This is a genomic window from Streptomyces sp. RPA4-2, assembly GCF_012273515.2.
GTDB classification, from domain to species: Bacteria; Actinomycetota; Actinomycetes; order Streptomycetales; family Streptomycetaceae; genus Streptomyces; species Streptomyces kaempferi.
Genome location: NZ_CP050975.2, coordinates 7,904,822 through 7,921,524, shown reverse-complemented (window position 1 = coordinate 7,921,524; position 16,703 = coordinate 7,904,822). Strand labels below are relative to the sequence as shown.

The following is a 16,703-nucleotide window of genomic DNA, read 5'->3' as shown; positions in this document are numbered from 1 at the left end:
CCGGGCGCCGTGGTGGGACTCAGCAACCTTGCAACGCGCCCCGTGAGCGTTCCCGTGAACGTTCACGGGAGCGCTCACGGGAACGCGGTGAAGTGTTCGGAAGTGTGCGCTCCGGCGTGTTCGAGTGTCAAGACTTTCGAGTCGTGCACGAGTCCGGCAGGTTAAGCGGACCCGCCGAGCCGCAGCTCGGCGCGGACGACGAGCTCGTCCTCCGCCAGCGGGTCCGCTCCGGTCAGCAGCCGTGCGACCTGCTCGATGGCGAGCGCGCCGAGCTTGCGCGTGTCCAGGGCGACGCTGGCGAGCGGGGGTTCGACGAGCGCGCCCAGTTGCAGGCCGTCGAAGCCGATCACGGCCAGATCCTGCGGCACGCTCCTGCCGAGCCGGCGTGCCTCGCGCAGGACGCCGATCGCGATGATGTCGTTGAAGGTGAACACCGCGGTGACGTCGGGATGGGCGTAGAGCAGGGCCCTGAGCGCCGCTCCACCGCCGTCGGCCGACTGGTCGGCGCCGACGACCACGTCGGCGTCGATCCCGTGCGACACCGCGGCGGTCGTGAACCACTCGCGCCGGATGCTGGGGTCGACACGACCGTGGTGGTCGAGCATGCCGATCCGTGTGTGCCCCGCCGCGACCAGATGCGCGACCGCGGCGTGGACGCCCTCCTCGCCGTCGATCCGGATCGAACTGAAGCGCGCGGTGTGATGCTCACGGCCGATGAGCACCACCGGCATGCCACGGGTGAACAGCTGGAGTTCGTCCTCGGGGCAGCTGAAGTATCCGACGACCGCGTCCACTTGCGAGCTGATCACCTGGAGTGTGCCGCGTTCCTCTTCGGCCCTGTCCGCGGTGTCGTACACGACCACGTGCCAGCCGCGCGCCCGGGCCGCTTCCAGCGCGGCCGCCGCGACCTCGGTGAAGAAGGGGTTGAGCAGGTCGGGTATGACCAGCCCGATGGTGGTGGTGTCCTGCCGGACCAGACCGCGGGCGAACCGGCTCGGCCGGTATCCGAGCGCGCGGGCGGCGTCGAGGACGCGCTGTTTGGTGGAACCGTCGATCTCGTCCTTGTCGTTCAGTGCCCTCGACACGGTCTGCCGGGACACCCCGGCGGACCGGGCGACGTCATGGATCGTGACTTTCCGGGGCTCCCCCGACACCGACGACGACACCATCGCCCACCTCCTGCTGCCAGCGGACGCCGATGCGCCCGCAGGGCCCCGAGTATGCCTGTGCCCGGCGCGAACGCGCGACGTCAGGTCTCCTCGCCTGCGGCCACGGCATCACCAGGTCCGGACGGGTCTCCGCGTTCCGTCTGCCGGGATCCGGTGCTCGTACGGCGTCGGCGGCACGGGATCTTCCTGGCGCCACGAGGAACACGCCCTCAGGTCGCTGACGAATTTCCGCCGCTTTCCGAGGACGCGCGAATTTCGGCATCCGGAGGGAATCGACGTACGGAAGTCCAGCGCGGAAAGTCGACGCGGGGAAACTGTCTCGATACAGCAGCCCGCTTTCCCCGCCACTATTACCGTACAGCAGACAGGGGATCTTACCGCAAGGCCCCCATAAGGGGTGAAAATCGCTTCCTGTGCGCCGGACGTCCGGCGTGGGACGGGAGAACGATGCGCTTTCTGTTGTCCACGATCGGGTCGCGTGGGGAAGTCCAGCCAGTCGTGGCGCCGGCCGTGCGATTGAAGGAAATGGGGCAGGACGCCGTGGTGTGCGCACCTCCCGACTTCCGCGGCTGGGCCGAATCGCTGGGAATTGCGTACGTGTCCGTCGGACCCGAATTGCGCGGAACCGCGCGGCGGAGTGCCGGAACCGTCCCCACGCCCGGACAGCGGCGCCGGATGATCGAGGACACGGTGGCCGTGCAGTTCGAGGCGGTCGGTGCGGCCGCCGAGGGCTGCGACGCCGTCGTGGCCGGCGGGGCGCCGGCCGTCGCCGCCCGTTCGGTGGCCGAGCGACGTGGCATCGGCCATGTCTACGCCGCGTTCGCGCCGATCACCCTGCCGTCCGCCCACCACGCCCCACCCGTCTTCCGGATGCTCGGACAGGGGCCCGGGGACCGCGACCCGGACCGCGTGTCCGCCTCCGGCCGCCGGCCCCGTTCCTGGTCAGGGGTGCGGGCGACTCCGGCGGGGGGGTGAGCCCGGACACGAGTCCCGACAACACCCCCCTGGACCAGCCGTTCCTGGACAACCGGCCGCCCGAGCCCCGGTCGGTGTCCCGTGGCATCGCCGGCGGTGCGGGAGCCTCAGCCGGTGAAGGCTTCGACCAGGGTCCAGACGGCGAGTCCGGCCATGCACGCGGCGCCGATGCGCTGGACGTTCTTCAGAGGGACGCGCTGGGCGATGAAACGGCCCACCAGCAGAGCGAGCGCGGAGACCGACATCAGGGCGAGGGCCGAGCCGATGGCGGTGGGCAGCCAGCCGTTGGTGGCGGCCAGGTTGGCCGTGGTGATCTGGGTGAGGTCTCCCCATTCGCTGATGAAGACGGCCATGAAGGCGGTGGTGTAGACGGGCCAGAAGCCGGTCACGGTCTTCGCGGTGCCGTCCTCGTCGTCATCGTCTCCCCCACGCAGCAGGACGAACGCGCCGAACACGAACAGGGCGGCGGAGACGAGCTTGACGGCCATGCCCGGAAGCATGCCGAGCAGACTGCCGGCGCCGACGGCGATGGCGACATGCACGAGGAAGGCGGTGGAGGTGCCGAACCACACGTACAGCGGCCGCATCCTGGTGCCCATGGCCAGTGAGGCGAACATGGTCTTGTCAGGGAGCTCCGCGAGGAAGATCAGCCCGAAGGCGGTGATGAGCGCCAGGGGGTCGAAGGTCATTCCCTTGCTTTCTGCTGGGGGCCGGGCCGACGGCTCGTACGGCACCCACGGGGCGACGGGAGGAACCACTCGGCCCGGCACGACGGAGCGGCCCCCACGGACGTGCGGGGCCTGGTCATGCCTGGCCGAAGGTCTCGTCCGCCCCGCACTGCGTGCGGTGGCCCGGTGGCCGGGGCTCCCTAGGGTGCCCAGTGTGTCGACCAGCGGTTCTCGGGACTACTCCCCTTCGCTGCCATTCACCCTAACAGGCGATCCTCGCCGCCCGTCCCGGCCGCCAGGGAGCCTGGTCACGCCGCAGGCACGGGCGGGCGTCGCCGGGCGTCGCCGGGCGCCCTGTCGGCTCGGGCGAGGCCGCGATCGCGGTCAGGGAGTGTCGCCCGACCAGTCCCAGCGGGTCCCGTCGCCGGGGCGCGGGTCGTATATAGCCCGCCCGCCGGCACCGAACCGCCCCAGCTCCGTCTCGAGCGCGACGCCGGTGCCCGTCTCCTCCGGTGTCCAGCCGGTGATGTCGAGCAGCAGGCCGTCCAGCGGACCGCCGACCAGTTGGCCGTAGACATGGCCCGGCTGAGGACCCCGCCGGGGATCGTCGTGGTCCACGCCGTAGACCCGGCCGCGCAGCAACTCCTCGTCCCTGTCCATACGCCCCAGGATTCCAGGCACCACTGACAGTCATAGTGGTACGCGGGTCTCCGGTGGTCGTGACCCAATCACTGACTGACGTCCTGCTGGGCTGTCCTCCGGTCGTCCCGTCTCGTGCCCCCGACGAGGGCGGCGGCATCAGGTGCGACGATCACCCTAGGCTCAACCCCATGACCGTATTCGACGACCTCGTTAGTCACGTCCCTCCGCCGTCGCGACCCCTGTGGGCGAGCGGGGACTGGAACAAGGTCGAGTCAGTGCTCGGCCTGGAACTCCCCACGGACTTCAAGCAGTTGGTCGGAGCCTACGGGGCCTACCACTTCGCCGGGTTCTTGACTCCCCTCACACCCTTCGGCGGGCGAGACCTGCTGGTCGGCCCGGCGAAGCGGCTGCTGGACCAGGAACGCGGCTTCCGGGACAGCAACCCCGAAGCCTGCCCGTACCCCTTCTACCCGGAGCCGGGCGGACTCCTGCCGTGGGCGCGAACCGACAACGGGGACAACGTGTGCTGGCTCACCGACAGGACGCCGGACGAGTGGACGGTGGTCTGCTGGAATCCGCGGGGCTGGTACTACGACGCCCATCCAGTGGGCGCGGTCGAGTTCCTGGCCGGCTGGCTGTCGGGACACCTCAGCACCACCGTCTTCCCTGATGCCCCTGAGTTCGCGGGCGAGGACTGATTCACTGCTCATCGGGCAACGTCTCCGGCCCGGCCGCACACACCAACTCCAACCACCCCAACCAGCCCGGCCGCGTCAACAACCCTGCGGGTCAATGCACCTAGGCGTTCGCGACGCCGAGGAAGCGGAGGACAGCCAGCACCCGGCGGTGGTCGGCGTCCGCCCTGGGCAGGTCGAGCTTGGTGAAGATGCTGTTGATGTGCTTCGCGACCGCGCTGTCGCTGACCACGAGTTCGGCCGCGATCCCGGCGTTGGACCGGCCGCCCGCCATCAGCTCCAACACCTCGCGCTCGCGCGGTGTCAGCCGGTCGAGCGGATCGCTGTGGCGACGCACCAGCAGTTGTGCGACGACCTGCGGGTCCAACGCGGTGCCGCCGGCCGCGACCCTGCGGGCCGACTCCGCGAACTCCTCCACGTCGGCGATCCGTTGTTTGAGCAGGTAGCCGACGCCGGACGTGTTGGCGGCGAGGAGATCGGTCGCGTACCGCTCCTCCACATACTGCGACAGCAACAGCACGGAGGTGTCCGGCCACTGCCGACGGATCACGAGAGCGGCCCGTACGCCCTCATCGGTGAACCCGGGCGGCATGCGGACATCGACCACGGCAATGTCCGGCCGGTGCTCTTCGACCGCTGCCAGCAGCCCTGCCGCGTCGGCCGCCTCGGCGCACACCTCGAAGCCGGCCATCTCCAGTACCTTGACCACCCCGATCCGCAGCAGGACGGAATCCTCGGCGATCACGGCGCGCACGGCAGCTCCACAGTGACAACGGTCGGGCCCCCGAGGGGGCTGCGGCAGGAGAACGTACCGTCGACGGACGCGACACGCTGGGCGAGTCCTGCGAGCCCGGTGCCCGAGACACCCGAGGGATCCGCGCCTCCTACGCCGTCGTCCGTGATGGCGATCGACAGTCTCCCCCTTGTCTGTTCGACGGTCACGTCGGCCCGCGAAGCCCGAGCGTGCTTGACCACGTTTGTCAGGGTCTCGGAGACCACGAAGTACGCAACCGCCTCGACGGTGGGCGACGGGCGCCGCTCAAGGCTTACCGACAGACGGACCGGCAGGGGAAGTCGGGCGGCGACGCCGGAGAGGGCGGCGTCGAGCCCGCGGTCCTCCAGGACCGCCGGATGCAGGCCACGTACGAGGTCGTTCAGCTCGGAGATGGCCTCCTTCGCCTCGCGGTGCGCCTCGTCGATCACCTTGCGGGCGTCCTCCGGCAGGTCGCCGAGGGTGGCCTTGGCGAGGCCGAGGTTGACGGCGAGCGCCACCAGGCGCTGCTGTGCGCCGTCGTGCAGGTCACGCTCGATCCGCCGCCGCTCGGCGTCGGCCGCATCGACCACGCCGGCGCGGCTCTCGGCGAGGTCCGCCACCCGTCGGGTCAGTTCCTCCTCGCGGCTCGGCCCGAGCAGCGCGTTCGCCGCGCGGGCATCACGGCGGGCCAGCCCGTTCGCCAGCCAGGCCGTCGCGTAGAGCAGGGCGACGCCGGCGACGGTGACGTAGGCATCCTTCACCGCGTATCCCGCGTCCTCCACCCGCCACTGCCACGGGGTCACCCAGAGCCACACGTAGATCGAGGCCGCGGCGGCTCCTGCCGCCCACAGCACCAGCACCAGCAGACCGCCGAGCGCGCACAGCGGGCCGACGAACAGGTGGTAGCGCAACTGGCGGCGGCCCGGACTCGAGCGCAGCCACTGCCGGATGCCCTGCCGTCCGGGCCGCTCCGCCAGGCCCGCGGGCGCGGGCACCACCACGCCCAGCCGGTCGCGGAAACGTGTCCGTTGCACCCGGGTGAGCAGCGGGCCGCCGAGCACCACGGCGGCCGACGGCACCACGACGGCCACCGTCACGGCCCACATCGCCGTCGGCACGAAGTAGATCCATGGCAGCGCCAGGACCAGCAGCACGCCGAACTGGATCGCGATGCCGGCGCAGAGGAACGCGGTGGCGCGGCCCGCGCCCTCGAACGGCCGCCGCACGAGGGCCGGTTGCCACGCTCTGAAGTGCATGCCCGAACAGTAAAGCCGCTGGCCACCGCCGGGCCATGACGTTTGTGCCCGGGGCCGGGGTGCACTTTTCTCCACCCCAGGTCGGATACCTGCGTGACTGACGACGCCTGGGCTCGCCACGGAGGCTGGAGGCCGTAAGGGAAGAGCACGCGGGAAAGGGAGCGAGAGCATGCGACAACTGGCCTCACATACCGAGGAGTTCACGGCGGAAGGCGACGCGTGTGCGGACGGCGTTCCGCTGCACGGCCGTGCCCGGCCGGAGGCGTCGAAGCGGGCGGCGGCCGAGGCGGAGCCGGGCTCGCGGCTGGTCGGCCGGGCTGGGTGGCTGCTGGTCGTGTGCGGGCTCGTTCTGCTGCCCTGGCTGTACGTGCTGGCGACTGAACTGCCGGACGCCGCGACCGCCGCGCACTGGCCAGTCGCATGGGTGGGTCTCGATGCGCTTGAGGCGGTCGGTCTGATCGCCGCCGGCGTCCTTGCCGCCCGCGGCGACCGGCGGCATTCCTTGGCGGCCACCGCGGCCGCCACCCTGCTCGTGATCGACGCCTGGTTCGACACCACGACGGCGGCCGCAGGGAGCGACTTCGCCACGGCCGCAGCGATGGCGCTCTGTGCCGAGCTGCCGCTGGCCGCGCTGTGCGCGTGGCTGGCGGTCCGGGGCAGCGGGCGTGACTCCCGACCCCACGGCTCCGTCGAGGTCGGTCCTCCCCGCGACCCGGTGGAAGCCGACGTCGAACACTGGTCCCGGACCTGCCTGCCGAAGGCCGACCCGGGCCGGTGAGGCTTCCCGATACACCCAGTATGAGGACGACCCTCCGCCTTGCGATGCACCGCATCCGACGCCGCGCGCTGATCCACCGGGGATTGCGGGACAGTCCTTAGAACACCCTTAGCCCAGGTTCCGGGGAGCCTCCGCCGACCGGGAGGAGCGGGACGGCACGTCCACGCCTTGGGCCACGTCCGGTCCGGCCGCCTTCGGGTCTTCGGCGCCGGACGAGATGATCACTACGGAGCCAGGGCTGCCCCGGTCCATGAACCCGCCGGTGAAGGCCAGGCCGAGGCCCGCCACCGCGAGAGCCGCACCGACCAGGTTGGGCGAGGCCCAGCCCCAGCCCGCCGAGATGGCCAGGCCGCCGAGCCAGGCGCCGCCCGCGTTGGCCAGGTTGAAGGCGGAGTGGTTGGAGGCCGCGGCCATGGTGGGAGCGTCCTTCGCCTTGGCCATGAGCAGCATCTGGACGGGCGTGGTGATGAGGGATCCCACCGCGCCGATGAAGGTGATCGTCACCAGGGCCGGCACGGTGCTGTGGACGGTGAAGTAGAACGCCACCAGCGCCGCGGCGAGCAGGATGAGCCCCGCGTACAGCGTCGGACGCAGGGCGCGGTCCGTGAGGGGGCCCGCGACCAGCGTGCCGAGCGTCATACCGACGCCGTAGAGCGCGAGGACCAGGGTGGTCGAGGAGTCGGAGATGCCCGTCAGGTTCGTCAGCATGGGCACCAGATAGCTGTAGACGGCGAAGAATCCGCCGAATCCGACCACCGCCGTGGCCAGACCGATCGCCACCTGCCTGTTCCCCATCGCCCGCAGCTCGTGCCCGATGCCCGCTTGCCGGCCGCGCGGCTGATGAGGCACGAACAGGGCCAGCGAAGCGAGCGCGATGAGGCCGATGACGGCGACGCCGGCGTAGGCCCACCGCCAGCCCAGCTGCTGCCCGAGGATCGTTCCGGCCGGGACGCCGACGATGTTCGCGACGGTGAGACCCAGGAACATTTTCGACACCGCGCGCGCGGCCCGTTCGGGCGCGACCAGCCGTGAGGCCACGACAGCGCCCACGCCGAACAGTGCGCCGTGCGGCAGACCCGCCAGAAAACGCGCGGCGAACAGGAGGCCGAAGCCGGGTGCGAGCGCGGACGCGAGATTGCCGATCACGAACAGCCCGGACAGAAGCAGCAGCAGTCGCTTGTGGGGGACGCGCGCGCCGATGCCCGTCAGTACGGGCGCGCCCACGACGACACCGAGCGCGTAGGCCGACACGAGGTTGCCGGCGTGCGGCACCGACACGCCGACACCGTCGGCGATCTGGGGCAGCAGCCCCATGGTGGCGAACTCGGTCGTGCCGATACCGAACGCGACGACAGCCAGGGCCAGCAGGGCAAGTGGCATGGCGCAGAAGAACCCTTCGAAGACAGCGATCCAGGAACCAGGGAGCAGCAGGAAAGGCCTGGATCGTGTCCAGCTCCCGTCACGTGGCGGGCACCATTGCCCGACGTCCCCTCGGAACAGGGCAGGGCCCTCAACGCGGCAACCGTGGCGGGGACCCGCGCATTCCGGGATCGAGCCGGCCACACCATGACCTACGTCACTGCGACTCGCGCCGCCTTCGCCCGCTGCCGTCCGGTCGCCCTCTCATGCCACAGGAATCGAGCAGTCGGTTCGGGCGCCACCTGCCGGGCGGGAACGGTCCGCGGGCGTCGCCCGACGGGTCCGCCTCTCCCCGTCCTGAGCCGTGCGGTCTCAAAAACCGCCGCGGCATCAGACACCGGGGGTCAGGCGAACAGGCGGCTGTGGTGGGAGACGCGTCGGGCCGTGTCCAGGAGGGCGCGGATCCTGGGGCCGGCCTGGTCGATGTCGCTGACAGGCGTGGCGAACGGCAGCCGGACATCGCGGTGTGCGGTGGGGTACTCCAGGCGCAGAGTCACTCCGTAGCGGTCCATGGCCAGGGGAACCGCACGGATCATGCCTCTCGCCGGCCGCGGCCGCACGAGGCGTACCAGGAGAGGGACGAGTTCCTCGTGGCTGTCAACGAGGTGCGTCAGCATGCTCGCCTCGCTCGTGGCCATCGGGTCCGGGCCGGCGGCCTGGAGTTCGTCCAGTGTGACGAACCGACGGCCCTCTCCGTCCTCGATGACCGCCTGGCCGAACTCCATACAGGCACTTCGGGGCGACTCGTTGCTGTACGGGTCCGCGAGCAGCCCGGTGAGGGTGACGCGGGCACGCAACCGGTCGCGCACGGCCGTGGGTGCGATGTCGGTGAACTCGAGCCGGACCGGAACGCGCGGACCGGCCCCGGCGGGGGCGATTTCCGCCGGAGTGTGAAGGTGGAGGCGGCCCCTCGCACTGGCGTTGTCGAGGCGGTGGACCTCGGCATGACTCCCGTCGCTCACCACGGTCATGGACTGGGCCGCGTACAGGATGGACTGCACGCGCTCGGCGGGGGTCGGCCGTGTGACGCGGGCGCTGAAGGGACGCATGCGGGTTCTCCAGGGCGAGGGAAGTGGTCGGCGAGGTCGAAGCGGTCCAAGTCGGCTACTTAGGTAAGCCTAACCTAATGCACGGATGGAGGGCGGGATACTCCCCCGCACTCTCTCCGTACCGGGACGCCCGCCCCGCTCACTGTTCCGACCCGACCGAGTTGCTCGGTCAGAGGCATGCCGTCATGTAGCGGTTAATGTGCCCCGACAGGGAATCGCGCCGCCCGAGCCGAGATGCGGAACCGACCCCTCGGTCGCGCCGACGACGCGGGCGGCGGAGCTGCGCTCCCGGAGCCGACGTGGGCGGCCGGCCGCGTATCCCCTGACCGCCCAGCCCCTCGGCCCGTCGCCCAAGGCGTCGCACAACCCCGGAGGACCGCCATGCATCCCGTACTCGCCGAAGACCGCGCGCGCCTCACGGAACTGCTCCGGTCGGTGAGTGAGTTGGCGGGCCGGGAGCTGGCGGCGGTCGACGCCCGCCCCGCCGCGCGGCTCGGCCCCGCCCCGGAGCCGCAGCCGCTTCCCGCCGAGGGCACGGGCACCGAAGGCGCGCTGGCGCGTTTCGCCGAGCGGTGGTCGCCGGGCTTCTCCGGCAGCTCGGGGCCGCGCTACCTCGGTTTCGTGACCGGTGGCGCGACGCCTGCCGCCCTCACCGCCGACTGGCTCACCGCCGTGTACGACCAGAACGTCGGCAGCGGCATCGGATCGTCCGCCGCCGCACTCGAACGGGAGACGTTGGCCTGGCTGCGCGAGCTGTTCGGGCTGAGCGAGGCGCACAGCGGGGCGTTCGTCACCGGCGCGACCATGTCGAACACGGTGGGCCTGGCCATCGGGCGCGAGTGGCTGGGGGAACAGCGGAACGTGTCCGTCTCCGACGACGGTGTGGCCGCGCTCGGCCCGGTCACGGTGCTGTCCGGGGCACCGCACTCCAGTATCGGGAAGGCCACGTCCGTCCTGGGCCTCGGCCGCGCGAGCCTACGGCGGGTCCCGCTCCTGCCCGGGAACCGTGAGGCAGTCGACGTCGCGGCTCTGGCGGACGCGCTGGAGAGGATGGACGGCCGGCCCGCCATCGTCGTCGCCAACGCCGGAACCGTCGACACGGTCGACTTCGACGACCTGCGCGCCATCGCGGCACTCAAGGAACGGCACAGCTTCTGGCTGCATGTCGACGGCGCCTTCGGGGCCTTCGCCGCGCTGCTCCCCTCCCACTCCCACCTGACCGACGGCCTGGACGCCGCGGACTCCGTCTGCCTGGACCTCCACAAGTGGTTCAACGTCCCCTATGACAGCGCGGTGGTGTTCACCCGGCGACAGGACCTTCAGGTCCGGGTCTTCCACAACTCCTCGCCCTACCTGGGCCCGCCCTCCCTGCCCGACCCCGACTTCCTGCACCTCACTCCGGAGAACTCCCGGCGGCTGCGCGCCCTGACCGCCTGGTTCTCCCTGGTCGCCTACGGCCGGGACGGCCATCGCGAGATCGTCGCCCGCAACACCGGCCTCGCCCGGCGTCTCGGCGATGCCCTGATCGGCGTCCCGCACCTGCGGCTGCTGGCGCCCGTACGGCTCAACACCGTCTGCTTCACCCTCGCCGACGATCCGACACCCGACCGTGTCCAGGCCGCCGCCCATGCCATCGCCGCCACGGGCGACGTCTTCGTCACCCCGACCGTCTACGGTCACGTGCCCGCCCTGCGCGCGGCGTTCAGCAACTGGCGCACGACACAGCCGGACATGGAACGCGCCCTCATGGCGATCACCGACGCGACGGCACCTGTCTCGTAGCCGGCGTCCCGGGGGCCCGGCGTGGATCCTCACGAAGCTGGTGGCTCCGGGTCACTGCGCCGGCCGGCGCGCACAGCTCGCTCTCGCCGCGGCCCTCCGGGACGCCTGGGTACCCAGCGGCAGCGGTACCACGCACCGTCCCGCCGCCGACCGGGCCCGCCGCACCGCACCTCGCCTTCCCCGTCGGCAAGCGGTACTCGGCGCGGGGAGACCCTTCTTCGCCTCACCGGCCCGGCGATCGCTCCTCGCGGTGGGCGTCCTGCGCGCGCGCCACCCGCGCCCACTCCTCGGCGGACAGTGCGAGAAGCCGTCGTACGGCCTCCGGGCCGGGCAGCGGCCCGTGGTCGCCGGTCACCCTGAGGGCGGAGACGGCCGTGATGTGGCCGAGGCGCAGGGCGCGGGTCAGGGTCTCGCCGCGGAGCAGTCCGGCCAGGAATCCCGCCGCGAAGGCGTCGCCCGCGCCGACGGGTTCGACCACCAGCGTGCGCAGCGCCGGGACCGCGACGACGTCTCCGTCCCGTACGGCGGCGGTGGCGGAGTCGGCGCCGTCCTTGACGACGACGATCCGCGGGTGCGGCAGCAACTCCCGTACACCGGCGGCCGTGAGGCCGGCACCCCACAGGTTCTGGGCCTCGTCCAGGCCGACGAAGACGACGTCCGCGCGGTCGGCCAGGTCCCGCAGGACGGTGGCCGCCCTGTCGTCGTGCCACAGGGCGGGGCGGTGGTTGACGTCGAAGCTGACGGCGTACGGCCGTTCGTCGGGCGCGGCGGCGAGCGCGCGGCTCACCAGGTCCCGGCAGGACGGGGACAGCGCCGGGGTGATCCCGCTGACGTGCAGGAGGGAGGCGGCGCGTACGGGCCGGGTGTCCAGCAGGGCGGGCCCGAGGGCGGAGGCGGCCGACCCCGAACGGTAGTAGTGGACGTGGGTTCCGTCCCGGTGGGGGGACTTGAGGAGCAGGCCGGTGGGGCGGTCGGGGTCGGTGCGGACGTGGGTGACGTCGACGCCGGCGGCGGCCACGGCGGCCCGGACACGCCGGCCGGGCGCGTCGTCGCCGAGGGCGGAGAGCCAGGCCACCGGTACGCCGTGGTCGGCCAGGTACATCGCGACGTTGGACTCGGCCCCTGCCACCGTCAGGCGCAGGTGCTCGGCCTCCTCCAGCGGGCCGACCGGGTCGGGGGCCAGGGCCGCCATCGTCTCCCCGACGCACACGACGGGTCCGGGGGCGGGCCGCCACGACGCGGTCACGCGGGCCCCCCGGCCGGGAACGGCGGTACGGGCGCGGTGTCGTGGAGGCGGAACGCGGGCGTCGGCCGGCCGGGCACGTCCACGCGGACGGAGAACACGGCGCCGTCCTCGGGACGCGGATCGGCGAGGCCCAGCCGGGCGGTGGTGATGTGCAGGACGTCGTGCTCCAGGCACACTCCCGCGGGCAGGCTCGCGGGCAGCGGCACGACGCGGTCGGGGGTCCCGTCCGCGAGGAAGCGGCGTACGGTGCCGGTCCCCCACACGGCGACCCACAGGGCGCCCTCGGCGTCGACGGTCATGCCGTCCGGGCTGCCGTCGTCCACCGTGGCGAAGACCTCGGGTGTGCCGAGGGCGCCGGTGTCCGGGTCGACCGGGTGGCGCCGGATCACTCCCCGGGCGCTGTCGGCGAGGTACATGGCCTTGCCGTCGGGGGTGAAGGCGGGCCCGTTCGGGACGGTGACGCCGTCCAGGACCCGGACCACGGTGCCGTCGTGGTCGACCCGGTACAGCGAACCGGCGTTCTCGTCGGCGTCGTAGCCCATGCTGCCCGCCCAGAAGCGGCCGGAGGGGTCGGCGACCGCGTCGTTCATGCGCGTACGGACTGCCGCGCCGTCCTCGGGCCGGGCCAGCCAGGTGGTCGCGCCGTCGGGCGTCAGCAGACAGACGCCGGTGTCCGCGGCGGCGATCCAGGTGCCGGGACGCCCGGCCACCGGGGCCACCGCGCCGATCGGGAAAGGAAGTCGGGCCAGCGGTTCCAGGGGGCCGGCCGGGTCCGCCGGAGCCTTGAGGAGACGGCCGGCGAGGAGGTCGACGAGGACGACCTCCTCGCCCGTCCAGCGGATGCCCTCGCCGAGTTCCAGGCGGTCGGGGCGGGTGACGCGCGCGGTGCTCATCGTCCGGACTCCTCCGCGATGGCACGAAAGGCGCGGGCCCGGTCGCGGAGCGCGGCGAGGCTGCCTCCGTCGGCGGCGTCGCCGACCAGGGGTGAGCCGACTCCGACCGCTGTCGCGCCGGCTGTGAGGCAGGCGTGGGCGGCGGCCTCGTCGATCCCGCCGACGGGGACGAACGGCACGTCGGGGAAGGGGCCGCGCAGGGCCTTGAGGTAGTCCGCTCCACCGAAGGGTGCGGCGGGGAAGAGTTTCAGGGCCTCGGCTCCGAGCGCGCGGGCGGCTATGACGTCGGTCGGGGTCAGCACCCCCGCGAGGACCGGCAGGCCCAGGTCGCGGGCCGCGCGGACGCCGTCGCCGAGTCCGGGTGTCACCACGAAGGTGGCTCCCGCACGGTGTGCGGCGTGGGCGTCGTCGGCGCTCAGCACCGTCCCGGCGCCCAGGAGCGCGTCGGGCCCGAGCGCGTGCCGGGCCCGCTCGATGACGGTGAGGGCGTCCGTTCCGCTCAGGGAGACCTCGACGAGGTCGACGCCCTCCTCGGCGAGGGCCAGCACCGTGCGCAGCGCGGCGTCCGCGTCGCCTCCGCGCACGATGGCCAGCAACCGGCGCGCGGCCAGGGCGGCTTGCAGATCCACGGTAGGGAACTCCTTGTCTCGACTGCGGTGTTCAGGGGCAGGCGCAGGCGGTGCTGAGGGTGAGGCGCCAGCGCACCTCGCCGGAGGCGGGGACGCGGGCGGCGTCGTCGGGTCCCGCCTCGGCGAGGTCGAAGACCCGGCCGAGCATGGGTTCGACGCCGGTGCTGCGGTAGGGGGCGTGCCGGGGGAAGCCGCCGAGGTTGCGCCACAGGGCGACCGACACCGGCTGTTCCTCGGCGGTCAGGGCCAGGTGGAGACGGTCGGGCCCGTCGTGGACGCAGACCTGCCGGGCGTCGACGACGGCTCCCACGGCGGTGCCGTCGTCGGGGCCGAGCCGGTCCAGCGGCACTCCGTGCGGGGCCGGCCAGGCGCCGGTGATCCAGGGGGCGCCGTCCGGCCAGGGGCCGTCGACGAGCGCGGCGGCCTCCGGGAACAACCGGGTGGGCGCCCCGTGGGGCAGGTGCAGGGTGGCCGCGGCCGACAGGTCGAGGAGGGCGTGCGCGGCCCAGACGAAGCGGTAGCCCGGCTCGGCGGTGAGGACGTAGTCGGCCTCGGCTCCCCCGGCCGTGGCACGGAACGTACGGCGGAGGGTGAAGTCCGCGCAGCGTACGGACTCGGCGGCGCCGTCCCGGGTCCAGGGCCGGGACCAGACGTCCCCGTGGTCCGGGGTGCCGCGAACGGTGGGCACGCACTCCTCCAGGCCGCCCGCGTCCACGAACGCCGAGCCGGGAACGGCCTGTTGGCGCCCGGGGTCGGGGCGATGCCAGAGCCACTCGCGGCCGGGTGCCGCGAGTGAGGTCCACCGGCCGCCGTGCGGAGGGTCGGTGACGATGTCCAGCGGCATGCTCACCACTCCGCGAAGGAACCGTCGGGGTGCCGCCACACGGGGTTGCGCCAGGCGTGGCCCGCGCGGTCGGCGGCGCGGACGGCGGCCTCGTCGACGGTGACGCCGAGGCCCGGCGCGGTACCGCGTGGCGCGTGCCCGTCGACGAAACGGAAGGGCTCGGGGTCGACGACGTACGAGAGCAGGTCGGCGTCCTTGTTGTAGTGGATGCCCCTGCTCTGTTCCTGGATGAGGAAGTTGGGTGTGGCGAAGGCGACTTGGAGGCTGGCGGCGAGGGCGATCGGGCCGAGGGGGCAGTGCGGGGCGAGGTGGGCGCCGTAGGTCTCGGCGAGGGAGGCGATGCGGTGGACCTCGGAGATGCCCCCGGCGTGGGAGAGGTCGGGCTGGGCGACGGCGATGCCGGCGGTGAGCGGGGCGAGGAACTCGGCGCGGGAGTAGAGGCGTTCGCCGGTGGCCAGCGGCACCGGGCTCGCGCCGACGAGTCCGGCCAGCAGGTGGTTCTGCTCGGGGAGGACCGGTTCCTCGACGAACAGCGGGTGCAGGGGGGCGAGTTCGTTCAGGACGCGGCGGGCGTTGGCGGCGCTGAAACGGCCGTGGAAGTCGACGGCGACGTCCCGGTCGGGTCCGAGGATGTCGCGGGCCGCCGCCACGCGGGCGACGACCGCCGCGGTCTCGGCCATCGTGGCGGCCGGCCCGACGCGTCCGGCACCGTTCATCTTCACGGCGGTGAATCCGGCCTCCACCTGCGCGCTGATCTGCTCGGTGAGTTCGGCGGGTTCGTCACCGCCGACCCAGGCGTAGACCCGGACCCGGTCGCGCACGGGGCCGCCGAGCAGGGCGTGCACGGGGGCGCCGTAGGTCTTGCCCGCGATGTCCCACAGCGCCTGGTCGAGTCCGGCGACGGCGCTGGACAGGACCGGGCCGCCCCGGTAGAAGCCGCCCTTGGTGAGGACCTGCCAGTGGTCCTGGATACGGAGCGGGTCCTGGCCCAGGAGGTATTCGGAGAGGACCTCGACGGCGGTCCGCACCAGTTCGGCGCGGCCCTCGACGACGGGTTCACCCCAGCCGGTCACGCCCTCGTCGGTCTCCACGCGGCAGAACAGCCAGCGCGGCGGTACAAGAAAGGTTTCGACGCGTGTGATCTTCACCGGCCACCGGTGCCTTTCGGGTCGTCGGGTCCGCCGATCCGGTCCAGGTCGCGTCCGGCCTGGTCGAGCAGGGCGCGCATGGCCGCCTCGGCGGCCCGCGGGTCCCGGTCGCGTACGGCGTCCAGGACGGCGCGGTGGGCGGGTACGGGGTCCTCGCTGTGCGGGGCGCTGTGCACGATGCGGTCGCGGTGGGCGAGTCCCGACTCGATCACCACCTCCATGCGTTCCAGGAGTTCGTTGTGGGTCGCGGCGAGCAGGGCGCGGTGGAAGGCGAGGTCGGACTCGACGGCGTGGGCGGCACCGGTGCCGTCCTCCCCCATCGCCGTCAGGGCGTCCTCCAGGGCCGCGAGGTCGGCGTCGCTGCGGCGCTCGGCGGCCAGCCGGACCGCGGCCGGTTCGACGATGGCGCGTACTTCGGCGAGGTTGCGCAGCAGGTCGAGGTCGGCCTCGGCGGAACCGGCGCCCTGGATCTGCCAGCGCAGCACGTCGGCGTCGAGCAGGTTCCAGTCGGAGCGGGAGCGCACGAACGTGCCGCGTTTCTGCCGGGCGTCGACCATGCCCTTGGCGGCGAGGACCTTGAGGGACTCGCGCAGGGCGGTGAGGCTGACGTCCAGCTCGCGCTGCAACGCCACGAGGTCGAGCGTGGCCCCCTCGGGGATCTCGCCGCCGAGGATGCGGCGTGCGAGGAACTCCACGGTCTGACCGTGCACGCCGCGGCGGGCGTAGGGCGTCATGTAGTACAGCCTTTCAGTGGTC

17 protein-coding genes are annotated in these 16,703 nt (G+C 72.5%); 4 read left to right on the top strand and 13 right to left on the bottom strand.

Annotation, left to right across the window (positions count from 1 at the left end; all coding sequences use genetic code 11):
- Nucleotides 1-161 precede the first annotated feature (161 nt).
- Nucleotides 162-1,169 (bottom strand): LacI family DNA-binding transcriptional regulator, encoded by a 1,008-nt coding sequence (locus tag HEP85_RS34615; RefSeq protein ID WP_168531458.1) that lies wholly within the window; start codon nucleotides 1,167-1,169, stop codon nucleotides 162-164.
- Here HEP85_RS34615 and HEP85_RS34610 point away from each other — a divergent pair.
- Nucleotides 1,122-2,144: a glycosyltransferase gene (locus HEP85_RS34610; protein ID WP_369657967.1), complete on the top strand. Its 1,023-nt coding sequence runs from the start codon at nucleotides 1,122-1,124 to the stop codon at nucleotides 2,142-2,144. The genes HEP85_RS34615 and HEP85_RS34610 overlap by 48 nt on opposite strands.
- A 107-nt stretch (nucleotides 2,145-2,251) precedes the next feature.
- Here HEP85_RS34610 and HEP85_RS34605 read toward each other — a convergent pair whose 3' ends face one another.
- A complete protein-coding gene (locus tag HEP85_RS34605; protein WP_168531456.1) occupies nucleotides 2,252-2,833 on the bottom strand; it encodes a TMEM165/GDT1 family protein in 582 nt (193 codons plus the stop codon).
- A gap of 363 nt (nucleotides 2,834-3,196) precedes the next feature.
- Nucleotides 3,197-3,472: a hypothetical protein gene (locus HEP85_RS34600; RefSeq protein ID WP_168531455.1), complete on the bottom strand. Its 276-nt coding sequence runs from the start codon at nucleotides 3,470-3,472 to the stop codon at nucleotides 3,197-3,199.
- Between the two features lie 170 nt (nucleotides 3,473-3,642).
- Here HEP85_RS34600 and HEP85_RS34595 point away from each other — a divergent pair, with 170 nt between their 5' ends.
- On the top strand, nucleotides 3,643-4,152 hold the full coding sequence (locus HEP85_RS34595) for an SMI1/KNR4 family protein (RefSeq protein WP_168531454.1): 510 nt from the start codon (nucleotides 3,643-3,645) through the stop codon (nucleotides 4,150-4,152).
- A 100-nt stretch (nucleotides 4,153-4,252) separates the two neighbouring features.
- Here the strand turns inward: HEP85_RS34595 and HEP85_RS34590 are convergent, their stop codons facing one another.
- Together HEP85_RS34590 and HEP85_RS34585 are read right to left on the bottom strand one after the other, a co-directional pair.
- The gene (locus tag HEP85_RS34590; RefSeq protein ID WP_168531453.1) at nucleotides 4,253-4,903 is read right to left on the bottom strand and encodes a response regulator transcription factor; all 651 of its coding nucleotides are present in this window, start codon (nucleotides 4,901-4,903) and stop codon (nucleotides 4,253-4,255) included.
- The gene (locus tag HEP85_RS34585) at nucleotides 4,891-6,159 is read right to left on the bottom strand and encodes a sensor histidine kinase (protein ID WP_168531452.1); all 1,269 of its coding nucleotides are present in this window, start codon (nucleotides 6,157-6,159) and stop codon (nucleotides 4,891-4,893) included. The genes HEP85_RS34590 and HEP85_RS34585 overlap by 13 nt, the downstream gene beginning before the upstream one ends.
- Nucleotides 6,160-6,328: 169 nt before the next feature.
- Here HEP85_RS34585 and HEP85_RS34580 point away from each other — a divergent pair, with 169 nt between their 5' ends.
- A complete protein-coding gene (locus tag HEP85_RS34580; protein WP_348772453.1) occupies nucleotides 6,329-6,937 on the top strand; it encodes a hypothetical protein in 609 nt (202 codons plus the stop codon).
- A gap of 108 nt (nucleotides 6,938-7,045) precedes the next feature.
- Here HEP85_RS34580 and HEP85_RS34575 read toward each other — a convergent pair whose 3' ends face one another.
- Both HEP85_RS34575 and HEP85_RS34570 read right to left on the bottom strand, forming a co-directional pair.
- On the bottom strand, nucleotides 7,046-8,317 hold the full coding sequence (locus HEP85_RS34575) for an MFS transporter (RefSeq protein ID WP_168531451.1): 1,272 nt from the start codon (nucleotides 8,315-8,317) through the stop codon (nucleotides 7,046-7,048).
- 383 nt (nucleotides 8,318-8,700) lie between these two features.
- Nucleotides 8,701-9,405 (bottom strand): DUF2470 domain-containing protein, encoded by a 705-nt coding sequence (locus HEP85_RS34570; protein ID WP_168531450.1) that lies wholly within the window; start codon nucleotides 9,403-9,405, stop codon nucleotides 8,701-8,703.
- A 381-nt stretch (nucleotides 9,406-9,786) separates the two neighbouring features.
- On the opposite strand from HEP85_RS34570, the gene HEP85_RS34565 reads away from it, so the two are divergent.
- Nucleotides 9,787-11,187 carry a pyridoxal-dependent decarboxylase gene (locus HEP85_RS34565; RefSeq protein WP_168531449.1) on the top strand — a complete coding sequence of 467 codons (1,401 nt, stop codon included), beginning with the start codon at nucleotides 9,787-9,789 and terminating at the stop codon, nucleotides 11,185-11,187.
- A 223-nt stretch (nucleotides 11,188-11,410) separates the two neighbouring features.
- Here the strand turns inward: HEP85_RS34565 and HEP85_RS34560 are convergent, their stop codons facing one another.
- The 6 genes from HEP85_RS34560 to HEP85_RS34535 are packed head-to-tail and all read right to left on the bottom strand — an operon-like array spanning nucleotide 11,411 to nucleotide 16,681.
- Nucleotides 11,411-12,433: a sugar kinase gene (locus HEP85_RS34560; protein ID WP_168534339.1), complete on the bottom strand. Its 1,023-nt coding sequence runs from the start codon at nucleotides 12,431-12,433 to the stop codon at nucleotides 11,411-11,413.
- Entirely contained in the window at nucleotides 12,430-13,326 is an 897-nt protein-coding gene (locus HEP85_RS34555; protein WP_369657966.1) for an SMP-30/gluconolactonase/LRE family protein, read from the bottom strand. The genes HEP85_RS34560 and HEP85_RS34555 overlap by 4 nt, the downstream gene beginning before the upstream one ends.
- On the bottom strand, nucleotides 13,323-13,955 hold the full coding sequence (locus HEP85_RS34550) for a bifunctional 4-hydroxy-2-oxoglutarate aldolase/2-dehydro-3-deoxy-phosphogluconate aldolase (protein ID WP_168531448.1): 633 nt from the start codon (nucleotides 13,953-13,955) through the stop codon (nucleotides 13,323-13,325). Before HEP85_RS34550 ends, HEP85_RS34555 begins: the two co-directional genes overlap by 4 nt.
- A 31-nt stretch (nucleotides 13,956-13,986) precedes the next feature.
- Nucleotides 13,987-14,799, bottom strand: a complete 813-nt coding sequence (locus tag HEP85_RS34545) for a hypothetical protein (protein ID WP_365769806.1) — start codon at nucleotides 14,797-14,799, stop codon at nucleotides 13,987-13,989.
- A 2-nt stretch (nucleotides 14,800-14,801) separates the two neighbouring features.
- The gene (gene dgoD, locus HEP85_RS34540) at nucleotides 14,802-15,947 is read right to left on the bottom strand and encodes a galactonate dehydratase (RefSeq protein WP_168531446.1); all 1,146 of its coding nucleotides are present in this window, start codon (nucleotides 15,945-15,947) and stop codon (nucleotides 14,802-14,804) included.
- Nucleotides 15,944-16,681, bottom strand: coding sequence for a FadR/GntR family transcriptional regulator (locus HEP85_RS34535; RefSeq protein ID WP_168531445.1), 738 nt, complete (start codon nucleotides 16,679-16,681; stop codon nucleotides 15,944-15,946). Before HEP85_RS34535 ends, dgoD begins: the two co-directional genes overlap by 4 nt.
- Between the last annotated feature and the right edge of the window lie 22 nt (nucleotides 16,682-16,703).

Coding starts and splice junctions, on each gene's coding strand:
- HEP85_RS34610 (WP_369657967.1), top strand. CDS start 1,122: ATGGATCGTGACTTTCCGGGGCTCCCCCGACACCGACGACGACACCAT.
- HEP85_RS34615 (WP_168531458.1), bottom strand. CDS start 1,169: ATGGTGTCGTCGTCGGTGTCGGGGGAGCCCCGGAAAGTCACGATCCAT.
- HEP85_RS34605 (WP_168531456.1), bottom strand. CDS start 2,833: ATGACCTTCGACCCCCTGGCGCTCATCACCGCCTTCGGGCTGATCTTC.
- HEP85_RS34600 (WP_168531455.1), bottom strand. CDS start 3,472: ATGGACAGGGACGAGGAGTTGCTGCGCGGCCGGGTCTACGGCGTGGAC.
- HEP85_RS34595 (WP_168531454.1), top strand. CDS start 3,643: ATGACCGTATTCGACGACCTCGTTAGTCACGTCCCTCCGCCGTCGCGA.
- HEP85_RS34585 (WP_168531452.1), bottom strand. CDS start 6,159: ATGCACTTCAGAGCGTGGCAACCGGCCCTCGTGCGGCGGCCGTTCGAG.
- HEP85_RS34580 (WP_348772453.1), top strand. CDS start 6,329: ATGCGACAACTGGCCTCACATACCGAGGAGTTCACGGCGGAAGGCGAC.
- HEP85_RS34575 (WP_168531451.1), bottom strand. CDS start 8,317: ATGCCACTTGCCCTGCTGGCCCTGGCTGTCGTCGCGTTCGGTATCGGC.
- HEP85_RS34570 (WP_168531450.1), bottom strand. CDS start 9,405: ATGCGTCCCTTCAGCGCCCGCGTCACACGGCCGACCCCCGCCGAGCGC.
- HEP85_RS34565 (WP_168531449.1), top strand. CDS start 9,787: ATGCATCCCGTACTCGCCGAAGACCGCGCGCGCCTCACGGAACTGCTC.
- HEP85_RS34555 (WP_369657966.1), bottom strand. CDS start 13,326: ATGAGCACCGCGCGCGTCACCCGCCCCGACCGCCTGGAACTCGGCGAG.
- HEP85_RS34545 (WP_365769806.1), bottom strand. CDS start 14,799: ATGCCGCTGGACATCGTCACCGACCCTCCGCACGGCGGCCGGTGGACC.
- HEP85_RS34535 (WP_168531445.1), bottom strand. CDS start 16,681: ATGACGCCCTACGCCCGCCGCGGCGTGCACGGTCAGACCGTGGAGTTC.